17 protein-coding genes and 1 pseudogene are annotated in these 20,088 nt (G+C 59.0%); 5 read left to right on the top strand and 13 right to left on the bottom strand.

From position 1 onward, the window contains the following. Positions 1-289 precede the first annotated feature (289 nt). A complete protein-coding gene (locus BMY55_RS03585) occupies positions 290-1,366 on the bottom strand; it encodes a coiled-coil domain-containing protein (protein ID WP_091428328.1) in 1,077 nt (358 codons plus the stop codon). A 200-nt stretch (positions 1,367-1,566) separates the two neighbouring features. On the opposite strand from BMY55_RS03585, the gene BMY55_RS03580 reads away from it, so the two are divergent. After that, complete coding sequence (locus BMY55_RS03580) at positions 1,567-2,847, top strand: acetylornithine deacetylase/succinyl-diaminopimelate desuccinylase family protein (RefSeq protein WP_091428326.1); 1,281 nt, start codon at positions 1,567-1,569, stop codon at positions 2,845-2,847. Between the two features lie 224 nt (positions 2,848-3,071). Here the strand turns inward: BMY55_RS03580 and panC are convergent, their stop codons facing one another. Both panC and panB read right to left on the bottom strand, forming a co-directional pair. Next, positions 3,072-3,908, bottom strand: a complete 837-nt coding sequence (panC, locus tag BMY55_RS03575) for a pantoate--beta-alanine ligase (protein ID WP_091428325.1) — start codon at positions 3,906-3,908, stop codon at positions 3,072-3,074. Next, entirely contained in the window at positions 3,905-4,732 is an 828-nt protein-coding gene (gene panB, locus BMY55_RS03570; protein WP_091428323.1) for a 3-methyl-2-oxobutanoate hydroxymethyltransferase, read from the bottom strand. The genes panC and panB overlap by 4 nt, the downstream gene beginning before the upstream one ends. A 155-nt stretch (positions 4,733-4,887) precedes the next feature. Between panB and BMY55_RS03565 the strand changes: the two genes are divergently transcribed. Beyond that, positions 4,888-6,357 (top strand): ABC transporter substrate-binding protein, encoded by a 1,470-nt coding sequence (locus BMY55_RS03565; RefSeq protein WP_091428321.1) that lies wholly within the window; start codon positions 4,888-4,890, stop codon positions 6,355-6,357. Between the two features lie 47 nt (positions 6,358-6,404). Here BMY55_RS03565 and BMY55_RS03560 read toward each other — a convergent pair whose 3' ends face one another. From BMY55_RS03560 to BMY55_RS03550, 3 genes are all read right to left on the bottom strand, one after another. Next, positions 6,405-7,313, bottom strand: coding sequence for a DMT family transporter (locus BMY55_RS03560; RefSeq protein ID WP_091428319.1), 909 nt, complete (start codon positions 7,311-7,313; stop codon positions 6,405-6,407). 92 nt (positions 7,314-7,405) lie between these two features. Beyond that, complete coding sequence (locus tag BMY55_RS03555) at positions 7,406-8,146, bottom strand: YebC/PmpR family DNA-binding transcriptional regulator (RefSeq protein ID WP_091428318.1); 741 nt, start codon at positions 8,144-8,146, stop codon at positions 7,406-7,408. Positions 8,147-8,238: 92 nt separating this feature from the next. Continuing rightward, positions 8,239-8,691, bottom strand: coding sequence for an Lrp/AsnC family transcriptional regulator (locus tag BMY55_RS03550; RefSeq protein ID WP_091428316.1), 453 nt, complete (start codon positions 8,689-8,691; stop codon positions 8,239-8,241). Positions 8,692-8,763: 72 nt separating this feature from the next. Here BMY55_RS03550 and BMY55_RS03545 point away from each other — a divergent pair. Continuing rightward, positions 8,764-9,364 (top strand): annotated as a pseudogene (locus BMY55_RS03545) (LysE family translocator). A 32-nt stretch (positions 9,365-9,396) separates the two neighbouring features. Next, positions 9,397-11,178 carry an SLC13 family permease gene (locus BMY55_RS03540; RefSeq protein ID WP_091428314.1) on the top strand — a complete coding sequence of 594 codons (1,782 nt, stop codon included), beginning with the start codon at positions 9,397-9,399 and terminating at the stop codon, positions 11,176-11,178. Between the two features lie 15 nt (positions 11,179-11,193). Here BMY55_RS03540 and BMY55_RS03535 read toward each other — a convergent pair whose 3' ends face one another. From BMY55_RS03535 to mgtE, 4 genes are all read right to left on the bottom strand, one after another. Then, a complete protein-coding gene (locus tag BMY55_RS03535; protein WP_091428313.1) occupies positions 11,194-12,972 on the bottom strand; it encodes an SLC13 family permease in 1,779 nt (592 codons plus the stop codon). Positions 12,973-13,110: 138 nt separating this feature from the next. Further along, on the bottom strand, positions 13,111-13,935 hold the full coding sequence (locus BMY55_RS03530; RefSeq protein ID WP_091428311.1) for a TIGR00282 family metallophosphoesterase: 825 nt from the start codon (positions 13,933-13,935) through the stop codon (positions 13,111-13,113). Positions 13,936-13,986: 51 nt separating this feature from the next. Then, positions 13,987-14,538 (bottom strand): 5-formyltetrahydrofolate cyclo-ligase, encoded by a 552-nt coding sequence (locus BMY55_RS03525; RefSeq protein WP_091431990.1) that lies wholly within the window; start codon positions 14,536-14,538, stop codon positions 13,987-13,989. Positions 14,539-14,555: 17 nt separating this feature from the next. After that, the gene (gene mgtE, locus BMY55_RS03520; RefSeq protein WP_091431988.1) at positions 14,556-15,938 is read right to left on the bottom strand and encodes a magnesium transporter; all 1,383 of its coding nucleotides are present in this window, start codon (positions 15,936-15,938) and stop codon (positions 14,556-14,558) included. Positions 15,939-16,066: 128 nt separating this feature from the next. Between mgtE and guaD the strand changes: the two genes are divergently transcribed. After that, complete coding sequence (guaD, locus tag BMY55_RS03515; protein ID WP_091428309.1) at positions 16,067-17,353, top strand: guanine deaminase; 1,287 nt, start codon at positions 16,067-16,069, stop codon at positions 17,351-17,353. Here guaD and BMY55_RS03510 read toward each other — a convergent pair. The 3 genes from BMY55_RS03510 to BMY55_RS03500 all read right to left on the bottom strand — a co-directional run bounded on the left by BMY55_RS03510 (position 17,343) and on the right by BMY55_RS03500 (position 20,031). Continuing rightward, a complete protein-coding gene (locus BMY55_RS03510; RefSeq protein WP_245744640.1) occupies positions 17,343-17,654 on the bottom strand; it encodes a 5-aminolevulinate synthase in 312 nt (103 codons plus the stop codon). The genes guaD and BMY55_RS03510 overlap by 11 nt on opposite strands. A 116-nt stretch (positions 17,655-17,770) precedes the next feature. Next, positions 17,771-19,102: an 8-oxoguanine deaminase gene (locus BMY55_RS03505; RefSeq protein ID WP_091428306.1), complete on the bottom strand. Its 1,332-nt coding sequence runs from the start codon at positions 19,100-19,102 to the stop codon at positions 17,771-17,773. 122 nt (positions 19,103-19,224) lie between these two features. Beyond that, positions 19,225-20,031 carry an inositol monophosphatase family protein gene (locus tag BMY55_RS03500; RefSeq protein ID WP_091428304.1) on the bottom strand — a complete coding sequence of 269 codons (807 nt, stop codon included), beginning with the start codon at positions 20,029-20,031 and terminating at the stop codon, positions 19,225-19,227. Between the last annotated feature and the right edge of the window lie 57 nt (positions 20,032-20,088).

The following is a 20,088-nucleotide window of genomic DNA, read 5'->3' as shown; positions in this document are numbered from 1 at the left end:
CGCCCTCCCGTGGGGCGGGTCGGGCGCTGCCCGGTCTAACGACCGGGCAACACGTTAATACAACAGTTCAGCCTCCGCATTGCTTCGCTCACTCATCCGAACTGGCTTTCTCCTGTTTTGAACCCAATAATAGTGTGGCAGAACCCAAAACAGTGATCATTGTAATTATGCCAATGCCCAACGCCGTCCGAGGAGAATAGACTTAGTAAACAACCAAGAGGAGGGAAGCTAAGGACGCTTTCGCCGTAAGCTGCCTCCAAGACTTGGCGCGTTCAAAAAGATACACAGATCACTGCCCATACAGATTCTTGTCATGCTTCTCGACAATCTCGGCAAAGCGGCGGGCAAAGCGCTCATCTGCCTTGGCCTTGGCCTCCAGCACGTCGCGGGCAAAGACCATCTGGTCCTCGTGGGCTTCCATCATGTCCGCCATCCGCTGGTTCGTCGCGGTCCCAATCGCAGCCATCGCGGCTTGCGCTTCTTTGTCTGTCTCGACCCCGATCTCGTTGATCCGGTGCGCCACGTCCTGCTGCTGCGCGGTTTTCAACGACTTGGTCAGCGCGTCATACAGCACCACACGTTGCTTGGTGTCTGTCTGCAACTTGTTGATCAACACCATCTGCGTTGCCGCTTGGTTTTGCAGTGAATCGACCCAGGTCTTGCCCTTCTCGATATACCGCTCCAGCGTCTGCGACTTGGCGAGCTTCACCTGCTCGTCCTGCACCATGGCGTTGTATTGGCTGTTCAGATCGGCCAGCTCAGTCTCAAGCTGCGTGCGCTTGGCGGCGTCCTGTTCGTTGGCGATTTTGCCCTCAAGCTCGATAATCCTGGGGTCCATCGCCAGAATGTCGGCGCGCAGAGCTTCCAGCTCTCCCACGGTCATTTCGCGTTCATCCAACGTGGCTGTCAGATTGGCGCCCACCTTTTCTTTCTGCTCATTGAGCATCGCCAACTGGCCTTCCAGCAGGTTCACGATGCTGTCCGACTGCGCGATCAACTCTTGCAACTTGTCGTCGATCGACGCGGTGCGCATCCGTTCCTGCCGCATGCTTTCCGACTTACCCTTCGAGAATATCCCGACAAAGGACTCCCACCCGGTTTTCGACCGCATCTGATCGAAATCCTGCGAAAAGCCCGAGGTCACATCGTCCAGCCCCATGATCAGCTCGGCGATATTCGCGTTCATCGCTTCGGTGTGGGAATGCACATCCTCAAGCGTCGCATTCTCGATATCGATCGAGATATCTTCGCCAGCCGCCGCCTTGGCCCGCGCGGTTTCAATCCGCGAAGTCAGTTCGGAAATCTTGGACTGCGCTTCCTGAACCTGCGCCTGGCTTTCGCGAATCTGCTTGTCAAAACTGGACATGTGCCCTCCTTGGCTCCACCAAATCCCAAAAAGACCATGCGGCTTTGCGGGATAAAGTTAATCACTATAACATTACAATTAGGCCGAGTTTAGCGCGATTTAAAGACCCGCAACAGCGTTTTCGCTCGCGTTTTGGGTGAAATTGGCATGTGGCGCCGACCCCCATTGCCTGCGCGGCGCAAGCTGCATAAGTTTCGCATATGGCTCACCAAAAAGATCCCCTGCTCGCTGAAATTGCCCGTCGCCGCGACGATCTGATCACCCTGACACAAGACCTGATCCGCATCCCGACCCTGAACCCGCCTGGACGCGACTATCGCGCAATCTGCATCTATCTCGCGGAACGTATGGGCCAGCAGGGATGGCAAGTTGACCTGATCCGCGCCGAAGGCACTCCGGGCGACAGCGATGTATATCCCCGGTGGAACGTCATCGCGCGACATGAGGGCGCAGATGCAGGCGACTGCGTTCATTTCAACAGCCACCATGACGTGGTCGAGGTCGGACACGGCTGGACCAAAGAACCGTTTGGAGGTGAGTTGGTGGATGGCCGCATCTATGGGCGCGGCGCATGTGACATGAAAGGCGGGCTGGCGGCCTCAATCATCGCCGCCGAAGCCTTCGTCGCGCTTTTCCCTGATCACAAAGGTGCGGTCGAAATCAGTGCCACGGCAGACGAAGAAAGCGGCGGCTACGGCGGCGTCGCTTATCTGGCAGAGAAGGGATATTTCGATCCGGACCGTGTGCAACATGTGATCATCCCGGAACCACTGAACAAAGACCGGATCTGTCTTGGTCATCGCGGCGTCTGGTGGGCCGAGATCGAAACCAAAGGGCGCATCGCCCATGGATCAATGCCCTTTCTTGGCGACAGCGCCATCCGACACATGGGTGCGGTGCTGGAAGAAATAGAGACCTACCTTTACCCGCTTCTTGCCACCAAAAACACCGACATGCCCGTCGTCCCGGAAGGCGCAAAGCAATCCACGCTAAACATCAATTCGATCCACGGCGGAGAGTCCGAACAGGCCACCGACTACACTGGGCTGCCCGCCCCGTGTGTGGCCGACCGCTGCCGCATCGTCATCGACCGCCGATTCCTGATGGAAGAAGATATTGCCGAGGTAAAAGCCGAAGTCACGCAGATGCTCGAAACCATCCGCTCCGAGCGCCCCAGTTTCGATTACGAAATCCGCGATATGCACGAGGTCATCCCGACAATGACCGATAAGGACGCACCGGTGGTCACAACTACCGCCGCTGCGATCGAAAAAGTGCTGGGTCAGCAGCCCATCTACGTGGTGTCACCCGGCACCTATGACCAAAAACATATCGACCGGATTGGTAAGCTGAAAAACTGCATCGCATACGGCCCCGGCATCCTCGACCTCGCCCATCAGCCCGACGAATGGGTTGGCGTGGACGACATGACCGACAGCGCAGGCGTGATGGCACTCGTGCTGAAGGAGTTGATCGGATGACCCTCCCACCAGATTGCGCGTCTTCAGTCGGGGAAGGCGCACTTTGCTCATTCGATAGATTCCATGCCTCCGGCGGGGATATTTCTGGCCAGAAGACGCAGCGATTTGTTTCTTCTGGCTGAAAATATCCTGGGGTGAATGCGCGAAGCGCAGAGGGGCAAAGCCCTTGAGGCTCACAACGTGAGCCACCGGCATCGCGAAGCCGCAGGCGCAGCGCCTCGTAGTCAGATCGGAATATTATCAATCAACCTGACATCGCCAAGCATCGCCGCGACAAGCAGGCGTGCCGGACGATCAAGGTTGGATACACTGGTCAGGTGCGCCGCATCGCGCAGTTCCAGATACTCGACCGCATTGAAGCCTGCGCGCTTGATCTGCGCCTTCGCACTGTCCAGAACGACACGTATGTCAGCACCGCGCCGGATTGCACGCGCCGCCCGGTCCAATTCGGCCTTCAAGACGGGTGCGATCGCGCGCTCGGACGGCGACATACGCACGTTGCGCGATGACATGGCCAACCCATCCTCTTCACGGATGGTCTCGCACCCCAACACGTCGGTTTCAATGTCCAGATCTTCGGACAAGCGACGCACCAGCAACAATTGCTGATAGTCCTTCTCTCCGAAACACGCCACATCAGCGCGTGTCTGAAGAAAGAGCTTTGCTACCACAGTCGCTACACCGTCGAAGTGACCGGGGCGGTGCGCACCTTCCAGATCCTCGGTCAGACCTGAGATATGGACATTGGTGGCAAAGCCATTGGGATATATCTGATCCGGGGTGGGAACATAGAGCGCATCGACACGAAACGGGGCGAGCCGGGTCGCGTCTTCATCCTCTGTGCGCGGATATTTGTCCAGATCATCCGGGTTATTGAACTGCCTCGGGTTCACGAAGATCGTAACGATCACGCGGTCGGCGTGCTGTTTCGCGATCTCTACCAACGACAAATGACCCGCATGCAGGGCGCCCATGGTTGGCACCACGGCCACGCGTTCACCCTTGAATATCCAACTGCGACGCAGGGTGCGCAAATCGTCCTTGTTGCGAATGATCTTCATTTCGTTGTGACCTCATCGGCGAACACATGCTCGGGCGCTGGGAAGCTGCGATTCCGCACGTCTTTGGCATACTGCGCGATCGCGACCTCGCCGTCCCTGCCCAGCGTCGCATATCGTTTGGCAAATTTAGGCTTGAACGCCGTGAACAAGCCCAGCATGTCGTCCACAACTAGGATTTGACCGTCGCATCCAGCGGACGCCCCGATGCCAATGGTGGGGATGGAAAGTGTCTCGGTGATCTCATCTGACAGGCTTTCAGGCACTTTCTCAAGCACGACCGAGAACGCACCTGCCGCTTCCACGGCCTTCGCGTCCGCAACCACCCGCGCGCGGTCTTCACCGCGCCCCTGCACCTTATAGCCACCCAACGTGTTGATGGCCTGCGGGGTCAGCCCCACATGTGCCATCACCGGGATGGACCGGCTGGTCAAAAACCGGATCGTGTCTGCCATTGCCACGCCACCTTCCAGCTTCACGGCCGCCGCGCCGGTGACGCGCATCAGGCGCGCGGCGTTGCGAAAGGCCTGTTCCGGGCTTTCTTCATAGGATCCGAACGGCATGTCTACGACCATCATGGCCTGCGTCAATCCGCGTTTCACAGCGGCACCGTGAAGTTCCATCATCTCCATTGTGACGCCAAGCGTGTCGGGTAGGCCATGCACGACCATACCTACGCTGTCGCCCACCAGAACAATGTCGCAATATGTGTCCATCATCTGCGCTGTCGGGGTTGCATAGGCCGTCAAACAGACCAGGGGTGTGCCGCCTTTTCGGGCACGAATATCCGACGGAGTCGGCACGTTGATCTTTGCTGAAGCGCTCATGGTTTCTCCTCCCCTGATCCTCTTCGCAACGACACTATAATGCTGCATCGCAGAATTTCAAAGGGGAGTTGCCGCAGCGTCTCTCCCCTTGCACTGACACAGATTCGCGCGTTTCATGATGCCAGTCCCGTGTCTTGGGCTAAGGAGGACCGACCATGACCAACCTTAAACTCACCACCGCCGCGTGGGCCATGATGGCCACAACCGCGCTGGCCGGAAGCGACTCGATCACGCTTGGCATGGTGCTTGAACCGCCCAACCTAGACCCGACTGCCGGGGCGGCTGCGGCGATTGACGAAGTGGTTTATGCCAACATCTTCGAAGGTCTGACCCGGTTTGGTCCCGACGGTTCTGTCCAACCCGGTCTTGCCAGCGAATGGTCGGTCAGCGAAAATGGCTTGACCTATACGTTCAAGCTGCGTGATGGCGTGACGTTCCACGACGGCACAACAATGGATGCCGAAGACGTCATCTTCTCTCTGGATCGTGCCCGCGCCGAAGAGTCTACAAACGCCCAAAAGGCCCTGTTTGCGGATATCGAAGCTGTCACCGCCCCCGATCCCCTGACGGTCGAGGTCAAACTGTCCGCCCCCAACGGTAATTTCCCGTTCAACATGGCGTGGGGCGATGCTGTCATTGTGGCACCTGAAAGCATTGACAACGCCGCCACGGCACCTGTGGGCACAGGCCCATTCACCTTTGTCGAATGGGCCAAAGGCGATCATGTATCTGTCGCGCGCAACGATGCCTATTGGGGCGATGCGCCCGCGCTGGCGACCGCTACGTTCAAATTCATCTCGGACCCAAACGCCGCTTTCGCGGCAATGATGGCCGAAGATGTGGATGCCTTCCCGAACTTTCCGGCCACTGAAACACTGTCGCAATTCGAGGCTGACCCCCGGTTCAACGTCATCGTTGGCTCGACCGAGGGCGAAACGATCCTGTCGATGAACAATAAGTCCGGCCCTCTGGCCGATGTGCGCGTCCGCAAGGCAATCGCCCACGCCATCAACAGGCAAGACATTATCGACGGCGCGATGTTTGGTTACGGCACCCCGATCGGCAGCCATTTTGCCCCACACCACCCGGATTACGTCGACCTCACCGGCCAATCGTCCTATGACCCCGAGCTGTCCAAGACGCTTCTGGCCGAAGCCGGGGCCGAGGGTCTGACCCTGCGTCTGATGTTGCCGCCGCCATCCTATGCGCGGCGCGGGGGTGAGATTATTGCCGCCCAACTTCGTGCGGTCGGGATCAACACAGAGATATCCAACCTTGAATGGGCGCAATGGATCGAACAGGTGTTCAAAGGCAAGGATTTCGACCTCACCATCGTCAGCCACACTGAACCTGCCGATATCAACATCTATGCGCGGCCTGACTACTATTTCCAGTATGACAATGCGGACTTCCAGGCGCTGATTGAGAAACTGTCGGTGACGTCGGACCCCGCCATGCGGTCAGGGTTGAACAAAGAAGCGCAGCAGATGATCGCGGATGACTACGTGAATGGGTTTTTGTTCCAACTGGCCAAAACCGGTGTTGCCAACGCGAAGATAAACGGGCTTTGGGAAAACGCCCCCACGCAGGCCAATGACCTGACCGGCGTTAGCTGGTCAGACTAACGGTTGATTGGAGCATGGAAAGGGGGAGCCAGTCATGGCGCCCTTTTTCATGACTTCGCTGCATTGGGGTTGGGCGTCACACGCCGGTTCAACATCGCCTCGCGCCACGTGATATAGCTGACGGCGGCGATGATGACGCCAGCACCCGAAACCACCCAGATATCCAAGGGTTCGGAAAACAGCCAAGCCCCCATCGCTGTGGCCCAGATGATTTGCAGGAAGGTCACGGGCTGCGTCACGGAAACAGGTGCTTCGGCAAAGGCGCGCGACATGGCATAGTGTCCGGCGGTTGCGCAAAACGCGATCAGGACCAGCCATGCCAGTTGATTGGCGTTTGGCGGCACCCAGACCAACCAGGCGGCAGGCGCCAGCCCGATCGTTACCGTGATCGACATGATTGCCACCACCACGGCGGCCGATGCCTCTTGCGACAGGCGTTTGGCGATCAAGTAAGACACACCAAGAAAGATGGCGGTAAACACCATGGCCAGATGACCTGCGCCCAGTTCGCGCACACCGGGACGCAAAATGATCAGCACCCCGAGAAAGGCAAACACGACGGCGATCATCCGACGGGTCGAGAATCCTTCGCCGAGCAATAGCGCCGCGCCCAACATCACATAGATCGGGTTGAGGTAGTTCATCGCCACAACCTCGGCCACCGTGATCTGGGTCATGGCGTAGAACCAGCACAGCACCGCACCGGTGTGCACAAGCCCGCGCAGGGCAAAGAGCCGCCACATGGTCTTCGAGAACCGCGCGCGTTTCAACTGACCCAGAGCAGGCAGCACGAAGGCAAGCCCAAACAGATAGCGCAAAAATGCCGCTTGTGAAGACGGCAGCGTCTGCCCGACATACTTTACCAACCCGTTCAAAAGAACGAAGAACACCCCAGCCGCCAGCATCCAAAGAATGCCGTGCATGGGTCTTTGCGCGGTAACGGTCAGTTCTGCCATTCCGCGACCTGACCCGAGTTTCCCCTGAAAGACAATAGACCCCGACACGGTGTTCCGGGCCGGGGTCTTGTCGTCAGGCATTTCGAACCGTGTCAGAGCTGGGCCAGAACCTCGTCCGTAGCCTCGAAATTGGTTGTGACGCGCTGCACATCGTCGTCATCCTCCAACGCGTCCACCAGCTTCATCAGCTTTTGCATGCCTTCAAGATCCAGTTCAGTGGTCATGTTCGGCTGCCAGATCAGCTTGGTCGATTCGCTTTCGCCCAGCGCGGCTTCCAGCGCGTTTGAAACCTCGTTCAGATCGGTATCAGCGCACACGATGCGATGTCCGTCTTCGGTGGTTTCGCAATCTTCGGCACCAGCTTCAATCGCCGCTTCCATCACGGTGTCTGCATCGCCCACATCCAACGGATAGGTGACTTCGCCCTTGCGGTCGAACATGAACCCGACCGACCCGGTTTCCCCAAGATTGCCGCCGTTTTTCGAGAATGTCGAGCGCACGGTCGACGCGGTCCGGTTCCTGTTGTCGGTCATGGTTTCGACAATGACCGCCACGCCGTTCGGGCCATAGCCTTCATACCGGATTTCATCATAGTTTTCGGCGTCTCCGCCTTGGGATTTCTTGATTGCGCGGTCGATCACGTCTTTCGGCACCGACTGCGATTTCGCTTCTTTCACCGCCAAACGCAGGCGCGGGTTCTTTTCAGGATCCGGGTCGCCCATCTTGGCGGCCACGGTGATTTCTTTGGCAAGTTTTGAAAACAGCTTCGAGCGCGCGGCGTCCTGACGCCCCTTGCGATGCTGAATGTTTGCCCATTTTGAGTGGCCAGCCATGGCGTCCTCCGAATTAAGTCAGGTATGGATATGTTGCGCGGTTCATTACAGCAGGGGTCGGGGGGGCCGCAAGGGCGTTGCTGGCAAGATATCTAGGCGCGTTCATCCTTGGGCGACCCCATCACCACATGGGTGACGATCTGATGCACCTGCGGCAGCGTGCCCAGCTTGTCAGTGTGAAACCGTTTATAGGCGATCAGGTCTTCGGCTTCGACCCTCAGTAAATATTCCACAGTTCCAGTGATATTGTGACATTCCCGCACCTCGTCATACAGCGCGACAGACCGTTCGAAGCCTTCTTGTGCCGCCGTGGTGTGATCGGACAGGCCGACCGTCACATAGGCGACAAAACCCTTGCCCAGCGCGACCGGGTCCAGCACTGCACGATAGCCCTTGATCACGCCCTGTCGCTCAAGCTCTTGCACACGGCGCAGGCAGGCCGACGGCGAAAGCCCGACGCGGTCGGCCAATTCGGTGTTGGGCAACCGGCCATCCCGTGACAATTCCTGCAATATTTTCTGATTCAAACCATCAATTTTCGCCATTAATTGCACAGCTAGCGTCATTCAGCACAATAATGCAATCATTCGCCGCCAAAATCCCGGATAATTGCCGCTATGACGATCGAGCTTCTTTCAGCCTTCGTGGCCTTTGCCTTCGTGTCCTCGATCACGCCGGGGCCGAACAACCTGATGCTGATGGCGTCGGGTGCCAATTTCGGGTTTCAGCGCACGATCCCGCACATGCTGGGCATCGGCATCGGGTTTACCTTCATGATTGTGCTGGTGGGCGCGGGGCTGATGACGCTGTTTGACCTCTATCCCGTCAGTTACACCATCCTGAAAACCGGCAGCGTGGTCTATCTGCTGTGGCTGGCATGGAAGATCGCGAACGCCTCGCAGCCCGGCACCGGCAAAGCAAGCGGCATACCGATGAGTTTTCTGCAAGCCGCCGCCTTCCAGTGGGTCAACCCCAAACCCCAAGGGCTGGGCGATGGCCCTGACCGCGATCAGTGTCTATGCGCCCTCGCGCGATATGGCGGCGGTGGTTCTGGTTGCCATGATTTTCGGCATCGTCAACCTGCCCTCGGTCTCGGTGTGGACGGTTCTGGGGCAGAAAATACGGGTGATCCTGACCAATCCGACACGTCTTCGGTCGTTCAACCTGACGATGGCACTGTTGTTGGTGGCCACTCTTTTCCCCGTAATCTACGGGTGACGTTTCCACTTACAGGCGGTAAGCCTTGAGGCATGACAACAGATCAGATCATCCTCTTTTCGCTTTTCGGCGCGGTTTTCGGCATGCTGCTGTGGGGCCGATATCGCTATGACCTTGTGGCCTTCACCGCCCTTATGCTGGGCGTCGTGTTGGGGGTCGTCCCGACAAAGGACGCGTTTTCCGGCTTCGGACATCCGGCCACACTGATCGTGGCACTGGTGCTGGTGGTGTCGGCGGGGCTGGTGCGATCTGGCGCAGTGTTCCTGATCACTCGCACGATGGTGGATGCTTCACGCTCGCTGGGGGCGCATATCGCGCTGATGGGTGCAATCGGGGGGGTTCTGTCTGCGTTTATGAACAACGTTGCCGCCTTGGCGTTGTTGATGCCCGTGGATGTGCAGACCGCCCGTAAGGCAGGCCGCCCACCGGGGTTGAGCCTGATGCCCCTGTCCTTTGCCACCATTCTGGGTGGCATGGTGACGCTGATCGGCACCCCACCCAACATCATCATCGCCTCGATCCGGGGCGAGGCGCTGGGCGAACCGTTTCATATGTTCGATTTCGCCCCGGTCGGGGCCGTTACCGCCGCCGCGGGTCTGATCTTCGTTGCCTTGGTCGGCTGGCGACTGATCCCCCAGGCTGAGACAGTGGAAAACGGATCGGATCCGATGGAGAACTTCGGCCTCTACGTCGCAGAATTGACGGTTCCAGAGGAGTCGAAACATATCGGCAAACGTCTGAAAGATCTGGATGAAGCAGCCGAGAAGAACGATGTCGCGATCCTTGGCTTGGTGCGCGGTGGCAAGCGCCGATATGGCACCCAGCGCGCCACGAAACTTGAAGCTGGCGATGCCCTGGTGCTGGAAGCCCGGCCAGAAGCGCTGGACGAGTTTCGCGCCGCCCTGAGCCTGACGTTCACAGATGCCGAGCGCGAGGAAAAGCTGCGGGCCGAAGGCGATGGCTTGTCGAAGGTCGAAATTGTCGTGCCGGTCAATGCCCGTATCGTTGGCAAGACCGCCCAGTCCATCGGGCTGAATTGGCGGCAACGCTCGGTGTTGTTGGGGATTTCACGCGCCGGGAAACGGATCGCCAAGCAAGTTCGCAAAACCGAAGTGCGCGCTGGCGACATTCTTCTTTTGCTGGTCCCGCAGGGGTCCGAATCCGATGTCACCGAATGGTTGGGCGGCCTGCCCCTTGCCGAACGCGGGCTGAAAGTGACGCAGGACGACAAGGTCTGGATGGCCATCGGGTTGTTTGGTGGGGCCGTGGCGGCGGCCAGCTTTGGTCTGATCTATCTGCCCGTGGCGCTGGGCCTTGTGGTCGTGGGCTACACCCTGACCAAGATTGTGCCGCTGTCCGAACTCTATACCCATATCGAATGGCCCGTAGTTGTCCTGCTGGGGTCGATGATCCCGCTGGGCGCGGCACTGGAAACATCCGGCGGCACTGAACTGATCGCGAACGCATTGGTGGGAATCACGCAGGGGATGCCGGCCTGGGCTGTGTTGACCGTTTTGATGATTGTCACGATGACCCTGTCTGATGTGTTGAACAACACCGCCACCACCATCGTTGCCGCCCCGGTTGGTATTCAGATGGCACAGGCGCTTGGCAAGAACCCGGATCCCTTTTTGATGGCCGTCGCGGTGGCGGCAAGCTGCGCCTTCCTGACCCCGATTGGTCACAAGAACAACACGTTGATCCTTGGCCCCGGTGGCTATCGTTTTGGCGATTATTGGCGGATGGGGCTGCCGTTGGAAGTTCTGGTCGTCGCGGTCTCGATCCCCGCCATTCTGGTGTTCTGGCCGCTGTGATCCGTGCCGGAACGCCTAGAGCGGCCAGATGAACGGGATCAGGGCCGAAGCAAGCAGCCCCACCGACAAGTTCAGCGGAATTCCGACCTTCAGGAAATCTGAAAACTTGTAGCCGCCCGGACCATAGACCAGCGTGTTGGTCTGGTATCCGATCGGTGTTGCAAAACTGGCCGAGGCGGCCACCATTACGGCCACCACCAAGGGTCGCGGATCCAGTCCCAAAGCATTGGCGAGGCCGATGGCAATTGGCGTCACAACAACCGCGACCGCGTTGTTTGACACAAGCTCGGTCAGGACCGATGTCAGCAAATAAATCGCCCAGACGATCAGGAACGGATGCAAATTACCAAGAAGCGGTGCCACATTTTCCGCGATCAGGCTCACCGCGCCCGAGTTTTCCAGCCCTGCGCCAATCGCCAGCATCGAAAAAATCAGCACCAGAAGACTCCCGTCAACGGCCCCGAACGCCTCATCCGCGTCAATGCAGCGCGTCAGCAGAACCACCGCCACGGCAAGCACGGTCAGATAGAAAATCGGTGCCACGCCAATACCCGCCAATACAACCAGACCCACCAGCGCCCCGATGGCAATCGGCGCGTGACCACGTCGATATTCGCGTGCAGACGGTTTCGAGACATCCAGCAGGTTCATATCCTGCGCCAGCCGGTGAATATCCTCGGGCGCGCCTTCCAGCAGCAGCGTATCCCCGACTCGCACCACCAGGTCATCCAGTTGGCGGCCGATATTCTGGTTCTTGCGATGCACGGCAAGAGGATAGACGCCATAGCGACGACGCAGACGCATCCGACCCAACTGCTTTCCAACCATGCCGCAATCGGGGGTAATCAGAACCTCGACGGTCGTGGTTTCGACCGCAGACACCTGATCCACGCGTTTCAGGCTTTTGTCGCGTTGCAGGCTCAAAAGCTCAGTCATTGCCGTGCGCAGAACAACACGGTCGCCGACTTGCAGTGTCACCTCGTCCAGATTGCGTCGAAGCGAGGCATCGCCCCGCACAACGTCAACCAGCCGGACGCCATCGCGCTTGAACAACTGCACCCCGTTCACTTCGCGCCCGATCAGGTTGCTTTCGGGCGGGACCACCGCCTCGGTAAAGAACTTCTTGCGGGACCGGTCGGACAAAAGCGATGCCATGCTGTCGCGATCAGGCAGGATCTTCGGCGCAATGAAGTAAATATAGATCATGCCCCAGGCCACCAATGCGATGCCCAGCGGTGTAACCTCGAAAATCGTGAAGGCCGTCAATCCGTTAGCACGCGCCACACCGTCAACCAACAGGTTTGTCGATGTCCCGATCAGGGTCAACGTGCCGCCCAGAATGGCACCATAGCTGAGTGGTATCAGAAGTTTCGACGCCGAGGAGCCGATTTTCTTGGCAAGTTGCACAAAGACCGGGATCATCACCACAACGACGGGCGTATTGGACACAAAAGCCGAGGCAATCACCACGAACCCCATCAGGGCAGATAACGCCAGAACCGGCCGTTTCTCGGCCCGGCGCTCAGCGATCTGTGTAAACCAATGAAGCGCACCCGTGCGCACCAGCGCACCCATGACGATGAACATGCCGGCGATTGTCCACGGAGCAGGGTTCGACAACACCTTCAAGCCCTGTTCATAGTCCAGAATGCCCAGGACCAGCATGATGGCGACACCGCCAATGGCGACGACCTCGGTCGGGAAGGTTTCGCGCAAGAACATCACGAACATGCCAGCCACGACCAGCAGTGAAAGCACCGCCAACGTCATATCGCCAAAATCAAATAGGCCCATTCGCTGTCCCTGTTCGGTTCGTCAGTGCAGTCTTGCCCGGAGCGCGTCCGGTGAGCAAGCGCGGTTTTTCGCTGAATGCAGCACGTGTGTTAAGGGTTGATTGCACGTTTCACAGTTCAATACCGGAAGAAGTTCGGATCAGCCAAGGTCGGAAGGTGTCGATTGAGCCAACCGTCCACCCTCGCGGATCATCTGAACTCGCGTGGCCTTGCCGGTGCGGTCGTCGGTTTCGACATAGAGGCCTGACAACGTCGCCTCGCCCGCCGCTGGGGTGAAGCGACTTTTCGACATGCCCGTGATGAACCGGCGCATCGGTTCTTCTTTCTGCATTCCGATCACGCTGTCATAATCGCCGCACATGCCGGCATCAGACTGAAACGCTGTGCCTTTGGGCAGGATTTGCGCGTCGGCTGTGGGCACATGCGTGTGAGTGCCAACCACGATGCTGGCACGTCCGTCACACCAATGGCCCATGCCCATCTTCTCGGACGTGGCTTCGCAGTGAATATCGACCAGGGCAGCCTGCACCGCGCCGCCAAGGGGATGACGTTTCAGCACTGCATCCACCGCCGAAAACGGATCGTCGAAAGGGCGCTTCATGAACACCTGCCCCAAAGCCTGCGTGACCAGAATCTTGCGCCCACGGGCGTCCGAGAATACTCGCGCGCCCGTGCCCGGCGCGTCTTTGGCATAGTTCAGTGGGCGGATGATCCGCTGCTCCTGCTCGCAAAAAGTCAGCATCTCACGTTGGTCGAACGCATGATCGCCCAGCGTGATCACGTCAGCACCTGCGTCCAGTATCGTGCGCGCGTGTGCGGCGGTCAGGCCTGCCCCACCGGTCGCGTTTTCGCTGTTCACAACCACGAAGTCCAGCTTCCACGCCTCACGCAGCCCCTTCAGCCGCTCGGTCACAGCACGCCGGCCCGCGCGCCCCATAATGTCGCCAAGAAAAAGTATCTTCATGCCCCAAGCCCTAGGTCGAATGGGTGAAAAGGGCAAGCCAAAGCGTTTGGATCACACCCAATGCACGCCTTCATCTGTGACGATTGCGTCAAGCAGTTGATCGGTGGGTTCCAGCGGCACCGCGTCCACCTCTTGCGCGCTGTAGGCATAGCCAATGGCAAGTGTCGGCCGCTTGGCGCGCAGCCCCTCAAGCGTTCGGTCGTAGAAGCCACCGCCATACCCCAAACGACCGCCATGGCGGTCAAACGACAGCAGCGGCACGATCAACACCTCGGGCTCGACAAACTGCCGTGTCGCCGGGATGAACGCGCCAAACGCGCCCTCGGTCATCTCGCAATCCGGGGTCCAAAGCGCAAAGCGCAGTGGCTCGCCCAGTTGACCAGTCACCGGCACGCAGACCGGCCCATGCGTGGCCATCGCGGCCATCACGGGCACAGGCGTGATTTCGGTGCGGATCGGCACATAACCCGACAGCGTCTTTCCTTTATGCTCGGTCACAACCGACAAAAGATTTGCGACCCCCGCAGCCGACCGCGCCTCGCTGTGCACGTCTTTCCGACGGGCAAAGGCCGCCTTGCGCGCACGCGCCTTGATCGTTTTCAAGTCGTCCTGATCTGTTTTCAAAGCAACATCACCGCAGCAAGTCCCAAGAAGGCAAAGAAGCCCACGACATCCGTGACGGTTGTCACAAACGCGCCGGATGCCAGCGCGGGGTCAATGTCGAGGCGATCCAGCACAACCGGGATGATAACCCCGGCCAGACCCGCCACCACCAGATTAACGACCATCGCGATGGCGATCACGACGCCCAGCAACGGGGTGCCAAACCAGGCCACGCCCACCAGCCCCATGACCACGGCAAAGATCAGCCCGTTGATCAGACCCACAGCGGCTTCGCGCCGGATCACGCGCCAGACGTTTGCCGAGGTCAGGTCTTTCGTCGCCAGCGAGCGCACGGCCACGGTCAGCGACTGCGTGCCCGCATTACCACCCATCGAGGCCACGATCGGCATCAGCACAGCCAGCGCCACGAATTGCGTAATCACATCCTCAAACTGCGCAACCACCAGTGACGCCAGAATGGCGGTCACAAGGTTCACCGCCAGCCACGGGAAGCGCCGCTTGGTTGTGTCAATTACCCGGTCCGACAGGCTGCTTTCACCCACACCAGCCAGACGCATGATGTCTTCTTCATGTTCTTCATCCAGAATGACCATGGCATCATCGATGGTGATCACGCCCACAAGGCGGTCATCTGCATCGACCACCGGGGCCGAGATCAGGTGGTACTGATTGAACGCATAGGCCACTTCGCCTTCGTCCTGCATGACCGGTATGGTGCGAAAGCTGTCCTCGGCAATGTCCACCATCTTGACCTTGCGGGCACTGCCCATCAGACGCCCCAGCGTGACATAACCTGTCGGGCGCATCCGCGGGTCGACCAGAATGACGTGATAGAATTGTTCGGGTAAATCTTCCTGATTGCGCAGAAAATCAATGGTTTGCCCCACATCCCAATGTTCCGGCACAAACACCAGCTCGCGCTGCATCAGGCGGCCCGCGGATTCCTCGGGATAGGACAGGCTTTGTTCGACCACGGCCCGATCATCGTCATCAAGCGCGCGCAGAACCGCCGCAGTTTGCGGCTCATCAAGGTCTTCGATCAGGTCGACGACATCGTCGGTCTCAAGTTCGCGAACCGCATCCGCCAAAACCGTCGGAGACATCGCGCCGACGATTTCCTCGCGCAGACCCTCGTCCAGTTCCGACAGAATCTCGCCGTCCAGTTCGCCACCATACAGGCGCACCAGTGCGACACGCTCGTCATGGCCCAACTGCTCGATAATATCGGCGATGTCGGCGGCGTGAACGGGTTCAAGCGCCCGGACCAACGCTTCGGCATCTTCCGCTTCAAGCGCGGCCAGAACCGGCTGGAACACCTCTTTGTCCAGCTCGTAATCCCCTTCTTCGAGCACATCGTCGCTAAGTTGATCGTCCAGCATCACGAGGCCCTCCCGATTGGTCAGCGTGAACATAGGACATGGTCGAGCGCAATGGAACAGCAAGAAACCCGTTGCCACGTTAAATTTCCAACCGTAATCTGCCCGATGGCGTTTACGAAAGGCACGACATGCAGCTTCTTCTGGGACAGACCATCCGGTTTACCGCTGACCCGTTCAAGGCACCTCTGACCGATAGCACGACACACGAACCACGCGGTGCGGTCGCCATCGAAGGCGGCATGATCAAAGAGGCCGGGCCAGCGGACGAGTTGCGCCAGAAGTATCCACAGGCGAAGGTGACGGATTATGGCGACGCCCTGATTTCACCCGGTTTTGTCGATGCGCATGTCCATTACCCGCAAACCGCAATTATTGCGTCATGGGGAAAGCGTCTGATTGACTGGCTGAACAGTTATACCTTTCCCGAAGAAAGCCGGTTCGGCGATCCCGCCCACGCCGCCGAGATTGCCGGGTCTTACTTCGATCTTGTCACCGCGTCGGGCACCACAACAACAGTCAGTTATTGCACCATTCATCCCGAAAGCGTTGATGCTTATTTCACCGCAGCCCAAAAGCGCGGATTGCGGGTGTTGGGTGGCAAGACCTGCATGGATCGGAACGCCCCCGAGACGCTGCAAGACACGCCACAGAGCGCCTATGACGACAGCAAGGCATTGCTGAACCGCTGGCACGGGCAGGATCGGCTGTCCTATGTCATCACGCCCCGGTTTGCGCCCACGTCAACGCCTGACCAACTGGCGGCACTTGGCGGGTTGTGGGCGGAAAACCCGGATGTGCTGATGCAGACCCATATCAGCGAACAGCATGAAGAAATTGCATGGGTTGCGGATTTGTTTCCAGACGCCACGGATTACCTCGATGTCTATGAGCGTCACGGCCTGCTGGGGCCAGGCGCACTTCTGGGGCATGCCATTCATTTGACCGATCGCGAACGTGACCGCATTCGCGAGGTCGATGCAAGCCTGATCCATTGCCCAACCTCAAACATGTTCATCGGGTCCGGCCTGTTCGATATGAACTCGCTAATGGAACAGGGGCACCGGATCGGGTTGGCCACCGATACGGGCGGCGGGTCGTCCTTTTCGATGTTGCGCACAATGGCGGCTGCCTACGAGGTGGCTCAGCTTCGTGGCCATCCGCTACACCCCGCGCAGCTTTGGTGGCTGGCGACCGAAGGATCTGCACATGCGCTGCGAATGGCCGACAAGATCGGCACGCTCGCACCGGGGTCCGAGGCAGATCTGGCCGTAATCGACTTGGCCTCGACACCAGCCATCGCCCAGCGCGCAGCGCGCGCCGAGGATATATGGCAAGCGATCTTTCCCACCATCATGATGGGGGATGACCGCGCGATCAAAGCAGTCTGGGCCAATGGCACATGCCTTAGAAGCTGACCAGAGCTACCCCGACCAGAACAAATGCCGCCCCGGCCATTTCCTGCCGCGACAGCCCTTCGCCAATGACAAAGGCATAGGTCAGCACAAGCAGGGATTCGGTGGCGATGATCGCGATATAGGCAAGACCGAGTTCAACTTGACGAAGCAACAGAACTTCAGAAACTACGGTGCCCGCCAAAACGGCGACAAGCAACGCAAGTGGCAACAATGCGTAACCATAGGAAAAATGCTTCATCAAAATGGTCGAGACCCCGTAACCAAGGGCAGCGGCCAGTGCTAAAAATGTCTTGTCACTCATTACGGAAAGCATGGTGAGCCCATCCTTTCTGCGGCAATATCCGCGTGAGAGAAATATTAAAATACCGCTGATCTTAACAGAAAAAGAACTGATCGCAAAATTGCAAGTTCAGCCTGTCACGCACCAAGCCGTGCAGCGAGGCGATTTTGATCTTCGATCAATCGCGGCAGGTCAAGCGTTGTGATCCGCCCATCCCGCACGATCTGCCGCCCTTCGACAAACAGGTCGCGGACCTGACGTGGGCCTGCCAAGACCAGCGCCGCCGGATCCCAGCTGCCTGCGCTTTCCAGCCCGGACACATCCCAGATCGCTATATCCGCACGCTTGCCCACGGCGATCTGGCCGCAATCGTGACGCCCAAGAACCTCGGCCCCGCCGCGGGTGGCGATGCGCAACACCTCGCGGGCGCTCATCTTGTCGGCGCCGAAGGCCACGCGTTGCAAAAGCATGGCTTGACGCGCTTCCTCCATCAGGTTGCCCTGATCGTTGGAGGCAGAACCATCCACCCCCAAGCCAACCTTGACGCCCGCGTCGCGCATCTGGCGCACAGGCGCGATTCCCGATCCAAGTCGGCAGTTGGAGCAGGGGCAATGCGCGACCCCGGTGCGCGTGTGGGCGAACAGGTCAATCTCGGTGCTGTCCAGCTTGACACAATGAGCGTGCCAGACATCATCCCCGACCCAACCCAGTTCTTCGGCATATTGACCCGGCCGACAGCCAAACTGCGCCTGGCTATAGGCGATGTCCTCGTCGTTTTCTGCCAGATGGGTGTGCAGCATCACGCCTTTGTCACGCGCCAGAAGGGCCGCGTCCCGCATCAACTCACGACTGACCGAAAAGGGCGAACACGGTGCCACGCCCACCCGCAACATCGCGCCGTCGGACGGATCGTGAAAGGCATCAATCACCCGGATGCAATCTTCAAGAATTGCGCTTTCGCGCTCGACCAGCATGTCGGGCGGCAGGCCGCCATCGCTTTCCCCGATCGACATCGCGCCACGCGTGGGATGAAAGCGCAGACCGACTTCGCGCGCGCCGTCGATCGTATCCTCAAGCCGCGCACCGCCGGGATAGAGATAGAGGTGATCCGAGCTCATCGTGCAACCCGACAAGGCCAGTTCGGCCAGACCCACCATGGCCGACACGCGCATCTCATCCGGGCCGAAGCGCGACCAAATCGGGTAGAGGGTTTGCAACCAGCCAAACAAAAGCGCGTCCTGTCCGCCAGGCACTGCCCGCGTCAGGGTTTGATACAGATGATGATGGGTGTTCACGAGGCCCGGCGTCACAACGGCGCGGCTTGCGTCCAGCACTTCGCAATCCTGTTCAAGCTGGGGCCCAATGGCGGTGATAACACCATTCGAAATGCGAATGTCGGTGGATGATAGCTCGCGGCTGTCATCATCCATCGTCAAAATGGTTCGTGCATTGCGGATCAGATAGTCCATGTTGTCTCCTCCCGCCCATTTCGGTGAGACAACTCTGGCGGCGACAGAAAGGGCAAAGGACTCGCGCGCTTGGGCATTTTGCCACGCACAGGCGGTCCCCTACAATACCCTTGATCAGCCGTTCAGGGGCAGGACAGAAACGCCAGCGCCGCAGCGTGGATCTGCCGATTGGCCGCTGCCACCACGCGCCCGCCTTGATGCACGGGTCCGCCTTCCCAGTTCGTGACAATACCACCTGCCGCTTCGATCACCGCCATCGGGCCTTGGATGTCATACGCCTGCAAGCCGGCCTCGACCACAAGGTCGATTTGTCCTGCGGCCACCAGCCCATAGGCATAGCAATCCAGACCGAACCGCGTCAGCTTGACCTCGTTTGACAGCCGTTGAAACGCTTGGCCTTCCTGCGGCGTGCCAACTTCCGGGAATGTCGTGAACAGAATCGCATCCGCCAGATCGCGCGGCGCGCGTGTCTGCAAACGGCGTGTTCCGTGCGGCCCGTCAACACGGGCTTCGCCGAAACCGCCGATGAAGCGTTCCCCAATATAAGGCTGATCAATAACGCCAAGCTGGGGGCCGTTGTCATCGCCGACTGCGATCAACACACCCCATGTGGGTGTGCCCGACAGAAAGGCGCGGGTACCATCAATCGGGTCAAGCACCCATGTCAGACCGCTTTCCCCTGCGGTCAGGCCGAATTCCTCGCCCAGAACGGTATCCTTTGGGCGCAGGACTGCCAAAAGGTCGCGCATCGCGCGTTCTGCTGCGCGGTCGCCTTCGGTGACCGGATCAAACCCTTCGCTGAGCTTGTTGTCAGCAGTCAGGCCATCGGCGCGGAAATAGGGCAGGATGGCTTTGCGCGCCGCATCGGCCAAAGCCTCAGCAACGCGCAGCAATTCCTGTTTGGTCTCTGACGTCAGATCGGTCACCATGTCACCCCGGCAGTTTGTTGACCGCGCGGTAACAGGGCAACCGGTCTGGCGTCAAGC

This window comes from Aliiroseovarius sediminilitoris, assembly GCF_900109955.1.
Lineage (GTDB): Bacteria > Pseudomonadota > Alphaproteobacteria > Rhodobacterales > Rhodobacteraceae > Aliiroseovarius > Aliiroseovarius sediminilitoris.
This window is presented reverse-complemented; position numbering and strand designations above follow the sequence as displayed.

What these genes read in the sequence shown, in the direction of transcription:
- BMY55_RS03585 (WP_091428328.1), bottom strand. Translation starts at nt 1,366, where the DNA reads ATGTCCAGTTTTGACAAGCAGATTCGCGAAAGCCAGGCGCAGGTTCAG.
- BMY55_RS03580 (WP_091428326.1), top strand. Translation starts at nt 1,567, where the DNA reads ATGGCTCACCAAAAAGATCCCCTGCTCGCTGAAATTGCCCGTCGCCGC.
- panC (WP_091428325.1), bottom strand. Translation starts at nt 3,908, where the DNA reads ATGAAGATCATTCGCAACAAGGACGATTTGCGCACCCTGCGTCGCAGT.
- panB (WP_091428323.1), bottom strand. Translation starts at nt 4,732, where the DNA reads ATGAGCGCTTCAGCAAAGATCAACGTGCCGACTCCGTCGGATATTCGT.
- BMY55_RS03565 (WP_091428321.1), top strand. Translation starts at nt 4,888, where the DNA reads ATGACCAACCTTAAACTCACCACCGCCGCGTGGGCCATGATGGCCACA.
- BMY55_RS03560 (WP_091428319.1), bottom strand. Translation starts at nt 7,313, where the DNA reads ATGGCAGAACTGACCGTTACCGCGCAAAGACCCATGCACGGCATTCTT.
- BMY55_RS03555 (WP_091428318.1), bottom strand. Translation starts at nt 8,146, where the DNA reads ATGGCTGGCCACTCAAAATGGGCAAACATTCAGCATCGCAAGGGGCGT.
- BMY55_RS03550 (WP_091428316.1), bottom strand. Translation starts at nt 8,691, where the DNA reads ATGGCGAAAATTGATGGTTTGAATCAGAAAATATTGCAGGAATTGTCA.
- BMY55_RS03540 (WP_091428314.1), top strand. Translation starts at nt 9,397, where the DNA reads ATGACAACAGATCAGATCATCCTCTTTTCGCTTTTCGGCGCGGTTTTC.
- BMY55_RS03535 (WP_091428313.1), bottom strand. Translation starts at nt 12,972, where the DNA reads ATGGGCCTATTTGATTTTGGCGATATGACGTTGGCGGTGCTTTCACTG.
- BMY55_RS03530 (WP_091428311.1), bottom strand. Translation starts at nt 13,935, where the DNA reads ATGAAGATACTTTTTCTTGGCGACATTATGGGGCGCGCGGGCCGGCGT.
- mgtE (WP_091431988.1), bottom strand. Translation starts at nt 15,938, where the DNA reads ATGCTGGACGATCAACTTAGCGACGATGTGCTCGAAGAAGGGGATTAC.
- guaD (WP_091428309.1), top strand. Translation starts at nt 16,067, where the DNA reads ATGCAGCTTCTTCTGGGACAGACCATCCGGTTTACCGCTGACCCGTTC.
- BMY55_RS03510 (WP_245744640.1), bottom strand. Translation starts at nt 17,654, where the DNA reads ATGAGTGACAAGACATTTTTAGCACTGGCCGCTGCCCTTGGTTACGGG.
- BMY55_RS03505 (WP_091428306.1), bottom strand. Translation starts at nt 19,102, where the DNA reads ATGGACTATCTGATCCGCAATGCACGAACCATTTTGACGATGGATGAT.
- BMY55_RS03500 (WP_091428304.1), bottom strand. Translation starts at nt 20,031, where the DNA reads ATGGTGACCGATCTGACGTCAGAGACCAAACAGGAATTGCTGCGCGTT.